We start from the raw sequence: 18,002 nt of genomic DNA, 5'->3' as shown, positions 1-18,002 counted from the left end.
CCCGCCCGACGCACGCTGTTCGCCGGCGCGGCTCGTCACGGAGCGATCTCGATGACTGATGGGCCACCGATCAGCGACTACGGTCTGCTGGGCGACACTCGCACCGCCGCGTTGGTCGCGAGTGACGGCGCGATGGACTGGCTCTGCGTACCACGTTTCGACGGCGATCCCCTGTTTGGCCGACTGGTCGGGGGCACGGAAGCCGGTACGTTCCGGGTCGGTCCGGCCCGGCCGGCCACTGTCGTCGAACGACGGTACCGGCAGCACACCGCCACCCTGGAGACCACCTGGGCGGTCGGCAGCGGTCGGCTCCGTCTCACGGAGGCGATGGTGGCCGAGGTCAGCGGTCGGCTGCTGCCCACGACCCTGATCGTGCGACGGCTGTCGGTCGAGCAGGCAGCGGTCGACGCGGTGGTGGAGTTCGATCCCCGCCTTGGCGCACGGCACCGCCGGCCGCGAACCCACCGCCGGCGCCAGGCCCTCGTGTGTGAGTGGGGGGCGCTTGCGGTCGCGCTCGACAGCACGCCCACGTTCAGGATCGAACCGGGTCGGCCCACGACGATCACGGTCAGACCAGACCGTCCGGTCACCCTCGTGCTGGCAGTGGCCCACCGCGAACCGTTGATCCACGTCGAGCCGACGGCCGCCTGGGAACTGCTCATCGAGGACGAGGCTCGATGGCGGGCCTGGACAGCGGAAATCGACGAGCGGCTGCCTTTCCGCGAACACGTCGTACGGAGCCTGCTCACTGTGCGGCTGCTGACCTACTCGCCCTCGGGAGCGCCGGTGGCCGCACCCACCACGTCATTGCCCGAGGATCCCGGTGGGGAACGAAACTGGGACTACCGCTATGTCTGGCCCCGGGACGCCAGCATCGGCGTCAGCGCCTTCCTCAGCGTCGGCAAGACCGACGAGGCCCGCGGTTTCCTCGCGTGGCTGTTGCACGCCAGCCGGTTGCAACGGCCACGCCTGCCTGCGCTGCTCACCCTTCACGGCAGGCAGGTACCAGCGGAACGGGAGCTGTCCGGTTGGCCCGGCTACCGCGACAGCCTTCCGGTACGGGTGGGCAACGGTGCCGCCGGTCAACACCAGCTCGACGGCTACGGCTGGGTGATTGACGCCGCCTGGGCGTTCGCTCACGCCGGGCACCGCCTCTACTCCGAGACGTGGCGGGCAGTGCGCGGTTTCGCCGACGTGGTCGCCGATTGTTGGCAGGAGCCCGACGCCGGCATATGGGAGGTACGGGAACCCGACCAACACGTCCATTCCAAGCTCATGGGCTGGCTCGCCCTGGACCGCGCCCTGGCCATCGCCGACACGCACCCCCTGCGGGACCGCCAACGTCGACGCTGGCAGAAATCCCGAGATGCCATCGTCGCCGAGGTCCGGAAGCACGGCTTCGACCCGACGGCGGCCAGCTACGTCCGCAGCTACGGCTCCCAGGATCTCGACGCGGCCCTGCTCGTCCTGCCGTTGCTCGACATGGACCGGGCCGAGTCACCCCGGGTGCGCGGCACCATCGACGCCATCCGGGACAGACTGTCCGGCGGCGGTCCACTGCTCTACCGCTACCCACCCGGACGTGACGGCCTTCCCGGCACCGAGGGCGCGTTCCTGCCCTGCTCATTTTGGCTCGTTCAGGGCCTTGCCCGCACCGGGCGTCGCCGCGAAGCCGTCGAGCTGTTCCGGGCCATGGTCGACCACGCCAGCCCACTTGGCCTCTACGCCGAAGAGTTGAACCCGGCGACGGGTGCCCACCTCGGCAACTACCCCCAGACGCTGACCCATGCCGCGCTCGTCCAAGCCGCACTCGCCATCCGAGACGCCCCCACGTGCGGGTAGGGTCCCAATCATGACGATTCCGCACCTGACGGCAGGCGACGGCACCACTCTGCCGGCGATCGGGCTCGGTACGTACCGGCTGAACGGCTCGGCGGGTGTCGACGCGATCGGTCAGGCGATCCGGGCCGGCTACCGGTTGATCGACTCGGCGGTGAACTACGAGAACGAGGGCGCTGTCGGCCGGGCGGCCCGTTCGGCCGCTGACGTGGGGGACGAGCTGGTCGTCACCTCGAAGCTGCCGGGGCGGCACCACCGCTACGACGAGGCGCTGACCACTATCGAGGAGAGTGTGTTCCGCACCGGCCTCGACCGGGTCGACCTGTACCTGATCCACTGGCCGAACCCGAAGGTCGACCTGTACGTGCAGGCGTGGCGGGCGCTGATCGAGGCGCGGGAGCGTGGGCTGGTTCGGCACATCGGGCTCTCCAACTTCCTGCCCGAGCACATCGAGCGGCTGGTGGCCGAGACCGGTGTCGCCCCGGTGGTCAACCAGATCGAGGTGCACCCGTACTTTCCGCAGCAGGAGGCGCTCGACTACCACCGGGAGCACGGCATCCTGGTGCAGGGTTGGAGCCCGCTCGGCCATGGCAACGACCTGCAGCAGCATCCCGTCGTCGTGGAGATCGCGACCGCGCACGGCGTCAGCCCGGCGCAGGCGATTCTCGCCTGGCACGTGGCCCGTCAGGTGATTCCGCTGCCCAAGGCCGCCTCCCCGCAGCGGCAGGTCGAGAACCTGGACGTCTTCGGTATCAAGCTCACCGACGCGCAGGTCGAGGCCATCACCGCGCTGGGCCGCCCGGACGGGCGTCTCGCGGACCAGGACCCGGCGGTGTACGAGGAGTTCTGACGGACCCGACCCGCTGACGGTCGGTGGGGTGATCGATGCGTGCGAGTGCGGTCAGCCGTGGGGAGAGAACTCGGCACTCTGGACGTACTCCATTGCCTTGGCGAAGTCGGGGTCGTCGAGCCGTCGGCCCATCTCCTCCTCGGTGGGCTCCGCCACGCGCTGGTGGATCCACCACAGGTTGCCGAGCGGGTCGCGGAAGCGGCTGACCCGGTCGCCCCAGAAGAGCTCGGTCGGCTCGGTGACGACGTTCGCTCCGCGTTCGACGGCCCGGCGGAGCACCTCGGCGTCGTCGGCGACGTAGAGCCGGAGGAAGGCGGGCGTGGCCGGCCAGTGGGGCTTGTCGAACATCATCACGACCGAGTCCCCGATACGGACCTCGGCGTGGCCGATCACCCCGTCCACCTCCATTCGGGCCAGTTCGGTGGCGTCGAAGACGCCGACGATGAAATCGATCAGCGCGCCCGTCTTTCCCGGCGAGATGATCCAGGGGGTCACGGTGTGGTAGCCGTCGGGAACAACCTTCATCGGTCCGTCTCCTCATTCGGGTGCGGCGTCCGCGCACTCAGATGGGCGACGGTAGACCCGATCTAGGCTGGTAACTGTCCTAGATCGGGACCCATCATGGGAGCATGCGCGACACGCCGGCCCGCCTGTTACGACTGCTCTCCCTTCTCCAGACACCCCGCGAATGGCCCGGCAGCGAACTCGCCGAGCGTCTCGCGGTGACCCCGCGGACCGTGCGCCGCGACATCGACCGGCTGCGGGAACTCGGCTACCCGGTCCAGGCCAGCCTGGGCACGCTGGGCGGCTACCGGCTGGTCGCGGGTAAGGCGATGCCACCGCTGCTGCTCGATGACGAGGAGGCGGTGGCCATCGCTGTCGGCCTGCACACCGCAGCCCGGCAACCGGTCGCCGGCATCGCCGAGGCATCGGTGCGGGCGCTGGCCAAACTGCAGCAGGTGCTGCCACCTCGGCTGCGTCGCCACGTCGGCACCCTCACCGCGGCCACCGTGTCGTCGACAGCGGCGGCGGTGTCGCTCGTCGATCCGGCGCAGCTCATCGTCCTCGCGGCGGCGGCCTCGGCACACGAGCGGGTCCGCTTCGACTACCGCGACGGCGACGGCGGCGTCAGCCGGCGGCTCGTCGAACCGCACCGGCTCGTCGTGGTGGGCCGTCGTTGGTACGTCGTCTCCTACGACAACGAGCGCGAGGACTGGCGCACGTTCCGCGTCGACCGCATCGAACACGCCACCACAACCGGGGTACGGGTGGCGCCCCGCGCGCTACCGACCGACGACGCGTCCGCGTTCGTGACCGACCAGTTGCACAGCCTGGCACCGGTCTTCCGGGCGGTGGCGACGCTCGCGGTGCCGGCCGAGCAGGCGGCTGCCCGCCTGGGCGACCACGCCGGAGAGCTGGAGCCGCTCGACGACGCGTCGTGCCGATGGCGCAGCCCGGAAGACACCGTCGACTGGCTCGCCTTCCGGCTCACACTGCTCGGGTGCGACTTCACCGTTCACGAACCGGTGGAGTTGGTCGACCATCTGCGTCGGCTCGCTGACCGCGTCATCCGCAGCGTGGCTGTGCCGGAAACGGGCGGGCGGACGCGGTGATGGGTGCCATGACTCTGGGGTATGGATTTACCGCTGAGTCATGACGCCCACCACCACGTCCGCCGCCGACCGGCGCGAGCGTCATCCCACCGGTCCGAGGGAAGCCCTAGACGAGCCCTCCGAGGGCCGGGTCGCTGATGCTGTCCTTGCCGTTCTCGACATGACCCGCGCAGCGGTACGCGAAGTCGGCGTCACCAGCGACGGCAACAGTCAGGTCGTACCAGCCGTGGGTGCGGGCGAGCGCCCACGTGACCCGCTCGGTCTCGCCGGGTCGCAGCGACACCTTGACCGGTCGGGCGTTGTACCCGTCGCGGACGGTCACCTCGACCCGCTTCGACAGCCGGTTCTCGAGCGTGAGGGCGAGCTTGTAGTCGTGCTCGTCGTAGGCGGGGGTGACGTCGACGTGGGACCGGCCATCGGTGAACCGGCGGAAGAACCCGTTCGGCCCGTGCACCGACAGGTCGTACCCGGGGGTGACCGGCCAGGTGTCCGTCAGGTGCTTGCCCGGCTCGACTGTGTAACTCCGCGGGGCGTCCGCGCTGCCGGCCTGGCGGACCTGGAAGACCGCAGCGACCCCGCCGGAGTTGCGGAAGTCGATCCGGAACCCGTCGTCGCCGCGGTGCCCGTCGGCGTGCAGGGTGTACGGGATCGGCCGCGCCGGGCGTACGCCGTGCTCCTGCTTCGGCAGCCGCTGGTCCGCCGGCGGAACCGGCACCTCGTCGGGGTGCCGGACCAGCTCCTCGGGCTTGAAGTCGTCGGTGTCGGGCAGCCTGACCTCGCGCGAGCGGTTCGGGTGCCGGAAGTCGAACGCCGTGGTCAGGTCGCCGACGACGGCCCGCCGCCACGGGGTGATGTTCTTCTCGATCAGGTCCGGCCGGCCGTGCCCGAACCGCGCCTCCAAGAACTTGATCAGTGAGGTGTGGTCGAAGACCTGCGAGTTCACGTACCCGCCGCGCGTCCACGGCGAGACGATGACCATCGGCACCCGGATGCCGAGGCCGTACGGCCCGGCCGGGTGGTCGGCGTCGCCGGGGAAGATCTCGTTGGTGGTCGGCACAGTCGACTGCCCGTGCTCGCGGGTCTGCGGGGGCGTCGGCGGGACCACGTGGTCGAAGAAGCCGCCCTCCTCGTCGTACGTGATGAAGAGCGCCATCTTGCTCCACACCTCGGGGTTCGAGGCGAGGATGTCGATGACCTGCGAGATGTACCAGGAGCCGTAGGCCGGCTCCCAGTTCGGGTGCTCGGTGTACGCCTCGGGCGCGGTGATCCAGGAAACCTCCGGTAGGCGCCCCGCCTCGACGTCGGCGCGGAAGTCGGCCAGCAGCGCCTCCGGGTCGCGGCCCTGCGTCCTGACCTCGGTGCCGGTCTTGGCCCTGTCGGCCAACGGCGTTCCGGGCTGCGCGTTCTGGTACTGGTGGAAGTAGAGCAGCGAGTTGTCGCCGTAGTTGCCGATGTACGGGTCGTTCGTCCAGCCCCAGGACCCGGCGGCATTGAGGCCGGTGCCGACGTCCTGGTAGATCTTCCAGGAGATGCCGTTGCGTTCCAGCCGCTCCGGGTACGTGGACCAGTCGTAGCCCGCCTCGGCGTTGGTGATGACCGGCCCGCCGCCCTTGCCGTCGTTGCCGACCCAGCCGCTCCACATGTGGTAGCGGTTCGGGTCGGTCGGGCCCATCAGCGAGCAGTGGTAGCTGTCGCAGACGGTGAAGGCGTCGGCGAGCGCGTAGTGGTACGGCAGGTCCTGGCGGGTGTGGTAGGTCATCGCCGTGACGCCCTTGTTCGGCACCCACTTGTCGAACCGGCCGTCGTTCCAGGCGGCGTGCCCGTCGTTCCAGCCGTGCGGCGGGTCCGGCAGGAAGGTCTGGCCGAGGTCCTTCACCTCGGGGCGGAAGGGCAGCAGCTCGTCGGTCCCGTTGGGCTGGTGCCACACGTCCTTGCCGGACGGCAGTGTCGCCGGATGGGGGTCACCGAATCCGCGTACGCCGCGCATCGTGCCGAAGTAGTGGTCGAAGGAGCGATTCTCCTGCATCAGGATGATGACGTGCTCGACGTCAGTGATCGAGCCGGTCCGGTTGTTCGCCGGGATGGCGAGCGCCTTGCTGAGGTCCAACGGGAGCGCCGCGCCGATCGCGGGAACTCCCATCGCCTTGAGGAACGTACGGCGATCCACGGTGCCCATAACTCCGCCTTTGTGCGACCTGGTCGGGAAACTGGCGACCGGACGCTACCGACGACGGGTTGACGGCAGATGACAGTAGTTCGTTGCTTTTGCGACCACTCGTCGACCGGCTCTGGGCCGTTGAGGAGCACCGGTCACGCCGCCGTGGCGTCGACCCGGGTGAGCCGTCGATGCCCGCTGGGGCTCATGCCGTGCACGCGTTTGAAGGCCGCGCTGAAGCCGAACGCGTCCGCGTACCCGAGGTGACGCGCCACGGCGGCGACCGTCGCCGTCGATTCGGAGAGCATGTCGGCGGCCACTGTCATGCGCCAGTCGGTCAGGTAGGTGAGCGGCGGTTCGCCCACCAACGCGGTGAACCGTTTGGCCAGTGTGGACCGGGACACTCCGGCCTGCGCGGCCAGGCTGGACAGTGTCCACGGCCGGCCCGGCGCGTCGTGCATGGCCCGCAGCACCGGTCCGACAGTGTCGTCGCTCAGCGCGCGGTACCAGCCGGGCGCCTCGGCCTCCGGCTGGTCGAACCAGTCCCGCACCGTGCACACCAACAACCAGTCCAGCAGGCGGTCCAGCACGACCTGTCGTCCGGGCCGCCCCGCGTCGAGTTGGGCGTCCAGGTAGTCGCGCAGCGCGGCACAGTCCTGGTCCTCCGGCACGACGAGCACCGGCGGCAGCGCACCCAGCAACCGCTGGGGCACCCGACCCCGGACGTGGTAGACCCCGACCAGCAGCACGAGACGGTCACTGTGGTCCGCGCCCACCGGGTCGACCACAGCGGTCTGGCCACGCCGGACGTCCCGCAGTTCCCCGGGCTCGAAGCTCGACCGGGGCTCGGCGGAGAAGACGAACGGCGCCGGCCCGCGTACGGTGGCCGCCTCGCCGACCCGGACCAGGCGAGGCTTGTCGCTCTCCGGGTGGGAGATCCAGCCCTCGCCCCGCATCGGGACGCAGAGCGTCAGCGGGGCGCCGTCGGTGAACCGCAGCGCCCAGGGCGGCGTCAGCACCGACCGGCCGAAGGCCGCGCCCTCGGCGTGCAAGCCGCGCAGCAGATTGTCGAACGGGTCCATGTCACCGACGATAGATCGCGGAGGATGGACCGCGGACGATCGGACATGCCTGGCGTACGACAGGACATGTCCCGCCCGCGGCCGGGCGCGTTGACTCGTGGTCATGACGACTGACGCACCTTCGATACTCGTGATGGCCGGCACCGGCAAGACCGGTCGTCGGCTGGTCCAGACGCTGCGGGCGGCGGGTCGGCACCCCCGGGCCGCCTCTCGCTCCGGTGAGGTGCGGTTCGACTGGTCGCGGCGGGACACGTGGCGACCGGCCCTGGCGGGTGCCTCTGCTGTCTATCTGCTGGCGCCGGAGGACCCGGCGCTGGCCACCGACTTCGTGACTGAGGCGGTCGACTCGGGTGTCGGCCGGTTCGTGGCGCTGTCCGGCCGGGGGATCGACCGGATCGGTGACTTCTCCCCCGGCATGCTCGCCGCCGAGGAGGCGGTGCGGAAATCCGGCATCGAGTGGACGATCATCCGGCCGAACAACTTCAGTCAGAACTTCAGCGAGGACCTGTTCCGCCAACCACTGCTCGACGGTCGGCTGGCCCTGCCGATGGGTGCCACACCGGAGCCGTTCGTCGACGCCCAGGACGTCGCCGACGTGGCCGCGACGCTGTTGACGTCGCCCGGTCACCACGAACAGGTGTACGACCTGTCCGGTCCTCGTGCGCTCACCTTCGCCGCGGCGGTGGCGACGATCGCCCGGGTGACCGGCCGTTCGATCCGCTACGTGGAACTCACACCGGAGCAGTACCACGCCGAACTGCTCGCCGAGGGTTATCCGGCGGGAACGGCCACCGCGCTGAATGCCCTGTTCGCCGGGATGCGGGCGGGCCATCTCGCCGAGCCGACCGACGGGGTACGACGGGTTCTCGGACGGGACCCGCTGGACTTCGACACCTACGCCGCTCAGGCTGCGGCGGCCGGCGCGTGGTCGTAGTCGGCTCGGCGGGCGGCACGAGAGGCGGGGTGAGAGCGGCGTAACAGGTGATCTGCCCGCACACCGCGAGCACCCCGACGTACCGTGAGATCGTGCCGACGAGAGAGATACTCACCAAGGCTGACCTCGCCGAACTTCGCCGCTCGGCGCTCGGGACTGCCGATCCGCTCGGTGTCGCCGCCAACCTCGCGGAGGCCGCCGAGCAGGGCCGGCTGGAGGACCCGGACGACGCCGGGGACGCGCTGACGCTGGCCGCCGAGATCGCGGAGATCCGAGCCAGGCCCGAGGCCGCGCTGCGGTACGCGGAGCAGGCGTTGGCAGCGTACCCGTCCGGCGAAGACCCTCGGGCCGGGTTCGCCCGGGCGCTGCGGGCCCGCGCGCTGTTTCGGGCCGGCGGTCACGACGACGAGGCGATGGCGGAGCTGACGGCGTTGCGCCCGTTGCTGCTCGTGCAGCCCGACGCCCCCGCCTACGTCAGTGCCGCGCTGGACGCCGGTGGGCGTTCGGCGACCGCCGAGACGTGGCTGAGCGAGGCGGTCGACACGGTGCTCAACGAACGTGCGACCGCCGCGTCCGGGCCGGCCAGCACCGCTATCGACCCGGTGGTCGATCTCGGTCCGCCGGACGCGCCCGGTGTCACCTTCTTCCTGCTGCAACAACGGCATCGGGTACGCCGCAATCTGAACCTGCCGCACGACCGGCAGGACGACCTGGCGGACCGGTTGGAGACCCAGCTCGTGCGTCGGGCCGGGGAGCGTCGAGACGCCGAGTCGGATCTGCTCTTCTGGCCGCGGGCCGAGTTCGATCGCCTGCTCGCCGAGCACCCCGCCCTCACCGACGTGTACGGGCCGGACTGGGACGCGCACCGGGGCCGCCTGGAGACGGAGCTGGTTCGGCTGCGGGGTGCCGGTCAGGCCGGGTTGGGCGTGTTCGGCGCGACAGTGGCCGGGTTGACCGCGTTCGCCGGTCGACGTGACGGCGATCCGGCCGACGCGGCGGTCCGGGCGGGCTACGCGGCCGAGGTGTCGGCGCGGCCCAGCGCACGGATCGCCTGGCCGCCGGAGCGCAACGACGCCTGCTGGTGCGGTTCGGGCCTCAAGTACAAGAAGGACTGCCTGCCGCGCTCGCGGAGTTGATCACTGCGGCCCTGTCGCGCTGTGGTGGCCGACCTGGCCCGGAGTAGCGTCCCTGACGGCTTCGACACCAACAGCCCTTAGGAGCGACGTCGTGCTGGTCATCGCGCATCTCAGTGACACCCACCTCGACAGCCATCCCCGGTCGGCCGAGCGGACCGCCCGGGTCATGGACTACCTGCACGGCCTGCCACGACCTGTCGACGCGATCCTGATCACCGGGGACATCGCCGACCACGGCGAGGTGGCCGAGTACGAGACCGCAGCGAAGCTCTTCGACTCCCCGCTGCCGGTCATGGTCTGCCCCGGCAACCACGACGTACGCGACGCGTACCGCAAGGGTCTGCTCGGTGACGACGGCGGCGGCGCCGGCCCGATCAACTCCCGCCACGACGTGGCCGGGGCGGTCTTCCTCCTCGCCGACTCCTCCGTGCCCGGTGCGGACGACGGTCACCTGGACGAGGAGACGACGGCCTGGCTCGCCGACGAGCTGGGTTCGGTGCCGGCCGGGACACCGACGTTCATCGCCCTGCACCACCCGCCGGTGGTGCTGCACCACCCGGTCATCGACCCGATGCGGCTTCTGCCGGCCGACGCCCTGGCCGAGCTCGTCGCCGCCCACCCGCAGGTCGTCGCCGTGCTGACAGGGCATTTCCACACCGCCGCCGCGAGCACCTTCGCGGGCCGTCCCCTGCGAATCGCCCCGGGTGTGGTCTCCACGCTGCGGATGCCCTGGGAGGGCGACGGCCCGTTGGCCACCCAGACCCAGCCGCCCGGCGTCGCGTTCCACGTGTACGACGACGCCGGGCTGCTCACCACCCACTACCGGGTGGTGGTCTGAGCATGCACGGGGTAGCGGTGCTCGGCTTCCTGCTCGCCGTCGCGCCGATCACCGCCACGCCGGGTGCGAGCCTGACCCTGGTCGTCTCCCGGGTCGCTACCGGCGGGCGGCGGCAGGGCTGGTGGGTGATCCTGGGTACGGTGACCGGGCTCTACGTGCACGCCACGCTGGCCGCTGTCGGCCTGGCCGCGCTGGTGCTCCGCTCGTCGCAGGCGTTCTGGGTGGTCAAGCTGGTCGGGGCCGGTTATCTGGTCGGGCTCGGGCTCTGGATGCTCTGGTCCGCGTCGCGCCGTCGCACGGAGGCGGGACGGCGACCGACGGTTTCCGCCCGAAGGCTGCCCTGGCGCGTGGACCACCCGTACCTGCAGGGGTTGCTCGGCAACGTGCTGAACCCCAAGGCCGCCGCCATCTACCTCACGTTGGCCCCGCAGTTCCTCGAACCGGGCCGACCGGTGCTGGTACCGATGGTGCTGCTCGCCACGGCGCACGCCGCGCTGCACACCTGTTGGCTCGCCGGCTGGACCGTCGTCTCCGGTGCCGCAGCTCGGTTGCTCCGTACCGCGTCGGTGCGACGAACGCTCGATCGGCTGACCGGCGTGCTCCTGGTCGGCCTCGGCGTACGCGCGGCGGCGACCTGAGTTTTCCGTGGCCGGCGCGTCGCCGACTCTAGGACGGAGCACCGAGGCAAATCAATACTTGAAGAAGTTAAATATTCGCCTTAGATTTCGTCCATGTTTCCTGGGATCGACACCGGTACGTTCACCGGGCCACCGGCGGCGACGGCGATCTTCACGACGGTGCTGACCGAGGGGCCGGTCAGTCGGGTCGCGCTGGCCCGCCGGCTCGGCCTCTCCTCCGCCGCCGTCACGAAGGCCGCCCGGCCGCTCATCGACCTGGGCTACCTGCACGAACTGGCCGCCACCGAACGCTCCGGGCCGGGCGCCGGACGCCCCGCCAGCCCTCTCGCGGTACGCGCCGAACGCGAGTTCTTCCTCGGCGTGAAGATCACCGCCGACGAGGTGATCGGCGTGGTCTGCGACCTGCGCGCGCAGGTCCACGCCAGCGCCCGCCGGTCGTTGGACGACCCCGACGTCGACGCGGTCCTCACCGAGGTCGACCGGCTCGCCGACGACCTGTTCGACGTGTTCCCCGGCGACCGGACCCGGGTCCGCCGCCTCGGACTGGCCCTCTCCGGCGACATCGACCGCGGCATCGGCCTGGTGCGCTACTCACCGTTCCTGCACTGGCGGGACGTGCCGCTGGGTCGGCTCGCCGCGCAGCGCACCGGTCTCACCGTCACAGTGGAGAACGACGTCAAGGCGCTCACCGCCGCCGAGCACTGGTTCGGCGAGGGAGTGGGGGCCGAGTCGTTCGCCCTGGTCACCGTGGGCACCGGCATCGGCTGTGGCCTCGTCGTCAACGGCCGCCTGGTCTCCGGGTCGTACGGCGTAGCCGGCGAGATCGGCCACCTCACCGTCGACGCCGCCGGCCCGGACTGCCACTGCGGCGGTCGCGGTTGCGTCGAGTCGATCGCCGGCACCGACGCCATAGTGGCCCAGGCCCGCGACCGCACCGGCCGCCCCGACCTCACCATCGACGAGGCGGTGGCCCTGGCACGCGGCGGCCACGAGCAGGTGCGGGCCGTCTTCGCCCGGGCCGGCGGCGCGATCGGTTGCGGCATCGCGGCCGTCGCGAACCTGGTCGGTCCCACCCGCATCGTCGTGTCCGGTGAAGGGTTGGCCGCGTACGACCTGTTCGACAGCCACATCCGCGCCAGCTTCGAACGGCAGGCCTTTGGCGCCGCCGCGCGGTGCCCCCTCTTCATCCGCCCGTTGCCCTTCGAGGAGTGGGCCCGCGCGGCGGCGGCAGTGAGCATCCAGTCGCTCGTCGTCCCCTGACCCCGGCGTCATCTCGGCCACCCACCGTCCATAGCGCTCGACTCGACCCACCGCCACCAGGAGGTTGACCATGCCGTCACCGACAACCCCGCGCAGACAGCCCCGCACCCGGGTGCCGCTCGTCGCGGCGGCGCTGGGCGTGCTCCTCGCCGCGGGCGCCGCCCCGGCGACAGTGGCCCAGGCCGCCCCGACGACAGTGGCCCAGGCCGCGCCGGCTCAGGCCGCCGCGGACATCGCGCAGCGCCCCTTCATGGGGTGGACCAGTTGGACGATGCAGTCCTCCAAGTACCCGGGCCTGAACCCCGACGGCGACTACAGCTACCTCACCGAGGCCAACGTCCTGAAGCAGACCGACGCCCTCGCCACCAGGCTGAAGCCGTACGGCTACGAGTACGTCAACATCGACGCCGGCTGGTGGCGGGACAACGCCTGGGTGCCGCGCTTCGACCAGTACGCCCGGCAGACCCCCGACCCGGTGCGATTCCCGCGCGGGATGCAGGCCGTCGCCGAGCACATCCACGGCAAAGGGCTGAAGGCCGGCATCTACCTGCCCGTCGGGCTGGAGAAGGAGGCGTACGCAGGCGGCGCCGCGCCGATCTGGAACGCCCCCGGCTGCACCACAGCGAACATCGTCTACCCGGACCTGCGCACCACCAACGGCTGGGACAGCGCGTACAAGCTGAACTTCGACAACCCCTGCGCGCAGAAGTACATCGACTCGCAGGCGCAGCTCTTCGCCGACTGGGGTTACGACTTCCTGAAGCTCGACGGGGTCGGCCCGGGCTCGTTCAAGTCCGGCGACAACTACGACAACGTGGCCGACGTCGCCGCCTGGCAGCGGGCCATCGCCACCGCCGGCCGCCCGATCCACCTCGAACTGTCCTGGTCGCTCGACATCAACCACGCCGCCGACTGGAAGCGGTACTCCAACGGCTGGCGCATCGACACGGACGTCGAGTGCTACTGCAACACACTGGTCAGTTGGGAGAACTCGGTCGACGACCGGTTCGACGACGCGCCGGCCTGGAGCCGCAAGGCCGGCCCCGGCGGGTGGAACGACCTCGACTCGCTCAACGTGGGCAACGGCGAGATGGACGGCCTCACCAGGGCCGAGCGTCAGTCGTACGCGACGCTGTGGGCGATCTCGAAGTCGCCGCTGTACACCGGGGACGACATCACCCGCCTCGACGACTACGGGTTGTCGTTGCTGACCAACCGCGAGGTCATCGCCATCGACCAGAACGGCGGCGCGCCGGCCCGGCCGGTCACTCCCGCCGGTGACCAGCAGGTCTGGGGTGCGAAGAACCCGGACGGCAGCTACACGGTCGCGCTGTTCAACCTCGGCGACGCGCCAGCGTCGGTCACCGCGCACTGGGCGTCGTTCGGGTTCACCGGCAACGCCTCGGTCCGGGACGTGTGGAACCGCCGCGACCTCGGAACGCAGAAGAACGCCATCACCGCGGCGCTGCCCGCGCACGGCTCGCGGCTGTTCACCGTACGGCCGGGCACCGCTCTGACCTCGACCAGCTACGAGGCCGAGGCTTCGGTGAACACCCTGACCGGCACCGCCTCCGTCGGCGGCTGCGACGCCTGCTCCGGCGGTCAGAAGGTCGGCAACCTCTACGTCGGCGGCAAGCTCCGGTTCAACGAGGTGACAGTGCGCACTGACGGCATCTACACCGTCGCCGTCTCCTACGTCAGCGGTGACGCGCGCTCGGTGCAGGTCTCCTCCAACAGCGGCAACGGCAGCTACCTGACGTTCCCCTCCACCGGTGACTGGGGCACCGTCGAGACGGTCAGCGTCCAGCTGGCGCTGAAGGCGGGCGCCAACACCATCACCTTCGACAGCGGCACCTGGTACTCCCCCGACATCGACCGGATCGCCGTACCGCAGACCCTCTGACGTGCCCGGCGCGGCCCGGCGCCAACAGCCGGGCCGCGCCGCCACGCGCATCCGCCGAACGCCCAGGTTGGAGAACCCGACATGGAGATCCACAGCACGCGCGACAACCACCCCAGCCGTCGCGGCTTCCTGGCGCTGGCCGCCGCCGCCGGCGCGGCCACCGCCCTCGGTGGCCTACCCGCCTTCGCCGCCACACCCGCACCCCGGCGGCCCACGACGTCGCCGATGCTCGCCCCGAACGTCGCCGCGAAGAACCAGCTCTGGTGGCGGGCACCCGGCTCCGCCACCTCGATGATCGAGCAGGGCCTGCCGGTGGGCAACGGCCGACTCGGCGCGCTCGCCAGCAACGACCCGTCCCGGGAGTTCCTGACGATCACCGATGCGACGCTCTGGACCGGTGGCCGCAACGACACGCTCGACGGCGACGGCCAGTTCCCCTACGGGCGCGACGACTTCGGCTCGCTCACCATGCTGGCCACGCTGACCGTCGACATCCCCGGGCACGACCTCGGCGCTGTCGACGCCTACCGCCGCACCCTCGACCTGGCGCAGGGCCTGGTCAGCGTTGCGTACGACATCGGTGGGGTCGGCTACCGGCGGGAGGTCTTCGCCAGCCGCCCGGACGACGTCATCGTGCTGCACTTCACCTCGCAGGGCGGCGGCACGTACACCGGCACCGTCTCCCTGGCCGGCACCCACGGCGAGTCCACCACCGCCGACCCCACCGGCCGGTACGCGTCGTTCGGCGCCTCGTTCGCCAACGGGCTGCGCTACGGTGCCGCCGTCACCGCGCACAGTGGCACCGGAACGGTGGCGGTGAGCGGCACGTCGATCGCGTTCACCGACTGCCGGGACCTCACCGTCATCGTCAGCGGCGGCACCAACTACGCGCCGACCGCCGCCACCGGGTTCCGCGACGAATCGGTACAGCCGCAACGGCTGGCCCGGGACAAGGTCCTGGCCGCGGCGCGTGCGTCGGTCCGCGAGCTGCTGCACACCCATGTCGCCGACGTCCGGCCGGCGTTCGAGCGGTTCGTCATCGACCTCGGCGCCTCGTCCGCCGGCCAGCGCGAACTGGACACCTGGGAGCGGGTGCAGGCGCGCTGGCGCGACAACGTCCCCGACCCGGAACTGGAGGCCGCGTACCTCCAGTTCGGCCGGTACCTGCTGATCTCCGGGTCGCGGGGCAGCCTGCCGATCGGTTTGCAGGGCCCGTGGCTGGACGGCAACGACCCGGACTGGATGGGTGACTACCACAGCGACGTCAACATCCAGATGACCTACTGGCCGGCCGACCGGGCCGGCCTCACCGACACCTTCGACGCGTACGCGGACTACTGCGTGGCGCAGTTGCCGGTGTGGACCGAGGTCACCCAGCGGCTCTTCAACACCTCGACGAACCGGTTCCGCAACACCAGCGGCCGGGTCGCCGGGTGGGCCGTCGCCTTCTCCACCAACCCGTACGGCGGAAGCGGCTGGTGGTGGCACCCCAGCGGTAACGCGTGGCTCTGCCAGAACCTGTTCGAGCACTACGAGTACACCCAGGACCGCGGCTACCTGGCGAAGATCTACCCGGTCGTCAAGGGTGCCGTGGAGTTCTGGGAGACCCGACTCGTCACCGCGACCGTCACCGACGCGTCCGGCGCCACCCGCGAGGTGCTGGTCGCCGACCGGGACTGGTCGGCCGAACACGGGCCGCAGGACACCCGGGGCAACACCTACTCCCAGGAGTTGGTGTGGAACCTCTTCGAGAACTACCACACCGCAGCCCGGGTGCTCGGCCGCGACGCCGACCACGCCCGGAGCGTCGACGCGCTCCGCAAACGCCTCTACCTGCCCGAGGTCAGCCCCACCTCCGGCTGGTTGCAGGAGTGGATGTCACCGGACAACCTCGGTGAGACCACGCACCGACACCTCTCCCCCCTGATCGGTCTGTTCCCCGGCGACCGGATCCGCCCGGACGGCTCCACCCCCGCCGCGGTCGTCGCCGGTGCCACCGCCCTGCTCACCGCGCGCGGCATGAACAGCTTCGGCTGGGCCAACGCGTGGCGCAGCCTGTGCTGGGCGCGGCTGAAGGACGCGGAGAAGGCGTACCAGCTCGTCGTCAACAACCTGCGGCCGTCGACGAACGGCAGCAACGGCAGCGCCATGAACCTCTTCGACATCTACGAGACGAACCCCGGTCGGGGCATCTTCCAGATCGACGCGAACCTCGGCACGCCCGCCGCGATCGTCGAGATGCTGCTCTACTCCCGGCCCGGTCACGTCGAGTTGCTGCCGGCGCTGCCCGCCGCCTGGGCGTCCGCCGGTTCGGTGGCCGGCGTCGGCGTACGCGGTGGTTTCACCGCCGACCTTTGCTGGCGCGACGGGCGGGTCACCCAGGCGCGGTTGACGAGCGTCGGTGGCCGCAGCACCACGGTGCTGGCCAACGGTCGCTCTCGCCAGGTCACACTGCGCCCCGGCGAGTCGATCACCCTGAGGAACCTCTGATGCGGGCCGGATTCGCCCGGCGCGGGGCGGCCGCCGCCGTCGCCGCGCTGCTCTGCGTACCTCTGGTCGGGTCGGCGGCGCAGGCGCGGACGCCGCACGACAGGGCGGCCGGTGACGGTCGGCACTTCGCTGTCACCTGGGCCGCCAGCGCCGACCGGCAGGGCTCCGGGCCCGCCGAGCGCAGCTACCGGCTGGTGGTGCGCACCAGCGTCGGCGGGGACGCCCTGCGGATCCGCCTCACCAACGCCTTCGGCGAACACCCGGTGACCTTCACCAGCGCGTACGCCGGGTTGCAGCGGCAGGGCGCCGAACTGGTCGGCGGCAGCAACCGGCGGCTGACGTTCGGCGGGAAGCCCTCGGTCACCGTCGCGGCCGGCGAGACGATCCTCAGCGACCCGCTGCCGGGCCGGCTGGCCGCCCAGAGCAATCTCGTGGTGAGCCTCTACGTCACCGGAGCGCAGGGCCCGACGAGCGGGCACGGCATGGCCATGCAGACGTCGTACGCGACCTCCGGTGATCACGCCGCCGAGGAGGCGGCGACCAACTGGACCGACTCGATGACCTCCTGGTACTGGCTGGACGCGGTCAGCGTGCGGACGTCCGCCGCGACCCGCTCGGTGGTGGCCCTCGGCGACTCCATCACCGACGGGTGGGCCTCCAGCACTGACGCGAACCGGCGCTGGCCCGACTACCTCTCCCGACGGCTCCAGGCCGCGCCGGACAGCCCGGTCAAGGGCGTGGCAAACGCCGGCATCTCCGGCAACAAGGTGCTCGCCGACGGCGCCGGGGAGGCCGCGCTGCGCCGCTTCGACCGTGACGTGCTCTCCCAGCCCGGGGTCGGCACGGTCTTCGTTTACGAGGGCATCAACGACATCAAGGCCCACACCGGCGTGACGGTGGACGACCTGACCACTGGTTACCGGGAGCTGGCCGACCGGGCGCACGCGGCCGGCACGTGCGTCGTCGGTGCCACGGTCATGGCGTACAAGGGCTGGCCGGAGTACGACGCCGCCGGTGAGGCCGTGCGCCAGGGCGTCAACGAGTGGATCCGGCACAGCGGCGTGTTCGACGCCGTTGTCGACTTCGACCGGATCACCCGCAGCCCGTACGATCCGCAGGCGCTGCTGCCGTTCCTCGACAGCGGGGATCACGTCCACCCGAACGACAAGGGCATGCAGGCGATGGCGGACGCCGTCGACCTGGCCGCGCTGCGGTGCGACAGGTGAGCGATCGACGGGGATGACATTGCCCGTGTGGTACCGAT

Annotated in this window: 14 protein-coding genes; 11 read left to right on the top strand and 3 right to left on the bottom strand. The window is 70.9% G+C overall.

Annotated features, from left to right (window positions below; genetic code table 11):
• Positions 1-51 precede the first annotated feature (51 nt).
• Together OG598_RS07615 and OG598_RS07610 are read left to right on the top strand one after the other, a co-directional pair.
• Entirely contained in the window at positions 52-1,842 is a 1,791-nt protein-coding gene (locus OG598_RS07615; protein ID WP_328653726.1) for a glycoside hydrolase family 15 protein, read from the top strand.
• A 10-nt stretch (positions 1,843-1,852) separates the two neighbouring features.
• On the top strand, positions 1,853-2,689 hold the full coding sequence (locus OG598_RS07610; protein ID WP_328653725.1) for an aldo/keto reductase: 837 nt from the start codon (positions 1,853-1,855) through the stop codon (positions 2,687-2,689).
• Positions 2,690-2,740: 51 nt separating this feature from the next.
• Here OG598_RS07610 and OG598_RS07605 read toward each other — a convergent pair whose 3' ends face one another.
• Positions 2,741-3,214, bottom strand: coding sequence for a VOC family protein (locus OG598_RS07605; RefSeq protein WP_328653724.1), 474 nt, complete (start codon positions 3,212-3,214; stop codon positions 2,741-2,743).
• Positions 3,215-3,318: 104 nt separating this feature from the next.
• Here OG598_RS07605 and OG598_RS07600 point away from each other — a divergent pair, with 104 nt between their 5' ends.
• Complete coding sequence (locus OG598_RS07600) at positions 3,319-4,302, top strand: helix-turn-helix transcriptional regulator (RefSeq protein ID WP_328653723.1); 984 nt, start codon at positions 3,319-3,321, stop codon at positions 4,300-4,302.
• Positions 4,303-4,408: 106 nt separating this feature from the next.
• On the opposite strand, the gene OG598_RS07595 is transcribed toward OG598_RS07600, so the two are convergent.
• Both OG598_RS07595 and OG598_RS07590 read right to left on the bottom strand, forming a co-directional pair.
• Positions 4,409-6,478: a phosphocholine-specific phospholipase C gene (locus OG598_RS07595; RefSeq protein ID WP_328653722.1), complete on the bottom strand. Its 2,070-nt coding sequence runs from the start codon at positions 6,476-6,478 to the stop codon at positions 4,409-4,411.
• 134 nt (positions 6,479-6,612) lie between these two features.
• A complete protein-coding gene (locus OG598_RS07590) occupies positions 6,613-7,539 on the bottom strand; it encodes an AraC family transcriptional regulator (RefSeq protein ID WP_328653721.1) in 927 nt (308 codons plus the stop codon).
• A 103-nt stretch (positions 7,540-7,642) separates the two neighbouring features.
• Here OG598_RS07590 and OG598_RS07585 point away from each other — a divergent pair, with 103 nt between their 5' ends.
• The 8 genes from OG598_RS07585 (at position 7,643) to OG598_RS07550 (ending at position 17,964) form a co-directional block, all read left to right on the top strand.
• Positions 7,643-8,473, top strand: coding sequence for an NAD(P)H-binding protein (locus OG598_RS07585; protein WP_328653720.1), 831 nt, complete (start codon positions 7,643-7,645; stop codon positions 8,471-8,473).
• Positions 8,474-8,565: 92 nt separating this feature from the next.
• A complete protein-coding gene (locus tag OG598_RS07580) occupies positions 8,566-9,609 on the top strand; it encodes an SEC-C metal-binding domain-containing protein (protein WP_328653719.1) in 1,044 nt (347 codons plus the stop codon).
• Positions 9,610-9,700: 91 nt separating this feature from the next.
• A complete protein-coding gene (locus OG598_RS07575) occupies positions 9,701-10,447 on the top strand; it encodes a metallophosphoesterase (RefSeq protein WP_328653718.1) in 747 nt (248 codons plus the stop codon).
• Positions 10,448-10,449: 2 nt separating this feature from the next.
• Positions 10,450-11,085 (top strand): LysE family translocator, encoded by a 636-nt coding sequence (locus OG598_RS07570; RefSeq protein WP_328653717.1) that lies wholly within the window; start codon positions 10,450-10,452, stop codon positions 11,083-11,085.
• 93 nt (positions 11,086-11,178) lie between these two features.
• Positions 11,179-12,345: an ROK family transcriptional regulator gene (locus tag OG598_RS07565; protein WP_328653716.1), complete on the top strand. Its 1,167-nt coding sequence runs from the start codon at positions 11,179-11,181 to the stop codon at positions 12,343-12,345.
• A gap of 70 nt (positions 12,346-12,415) precedes the next feature.
• On the top strand, positions 12,416-14,248 hold the full coding sequence (locus OG598_RS07560; protein ID WP_328653715.1) for an alpha-galactosidase D: 1,833 nt from the start codon (positions 12,416-12,418) through the stop codon (positions 14,246-14,248).
• Between the two features lie 81 nt (positions 14,249-14,329).
• Positions 14,330-16,738, top strand: coding sequence for a glycosyl hydrolase family 95 catalytic domain-containing protein (locus OG598_RS07555; RefSeq protein WP_328653714.1), 2,409 nt, complete (start codon positions 14,330-14,332; stop codon positions 16,736-16,738).
• On the top strand, positions 16,738-17,964 hold the full coding sequence (locus OG598_RS07550) for an SGNH/GDSL hydrolase family protein (protein ID WP_328653713.1): 1,227 nt from the start codon (positions 16,738-16,740) through the stop codon (positions 17,962-17,964). The genes OG598_RS07555 and OG598_RS07550 overlap by 1 nt, the downstream gene beginning before the upstream one ends.
• The last annotated feature ends 38 nt before the right edge of the window (positions 17,965-18,002 follow it).

The organism is Micromonospora sp. NBC_00330 (assembly GCF_036136635.1).
In the GTDB taxonomy this organism is placed as follows: domain Bacteria; phylum Actinomycetota; class Actinomycetes; order Mycobacteriales; family Micromonosporaceae; genus Micromonospora; species Micromonospora salmantinae.
This window is presented reverse-complemented; position numbering and strand designations above follow the sequence as displayed.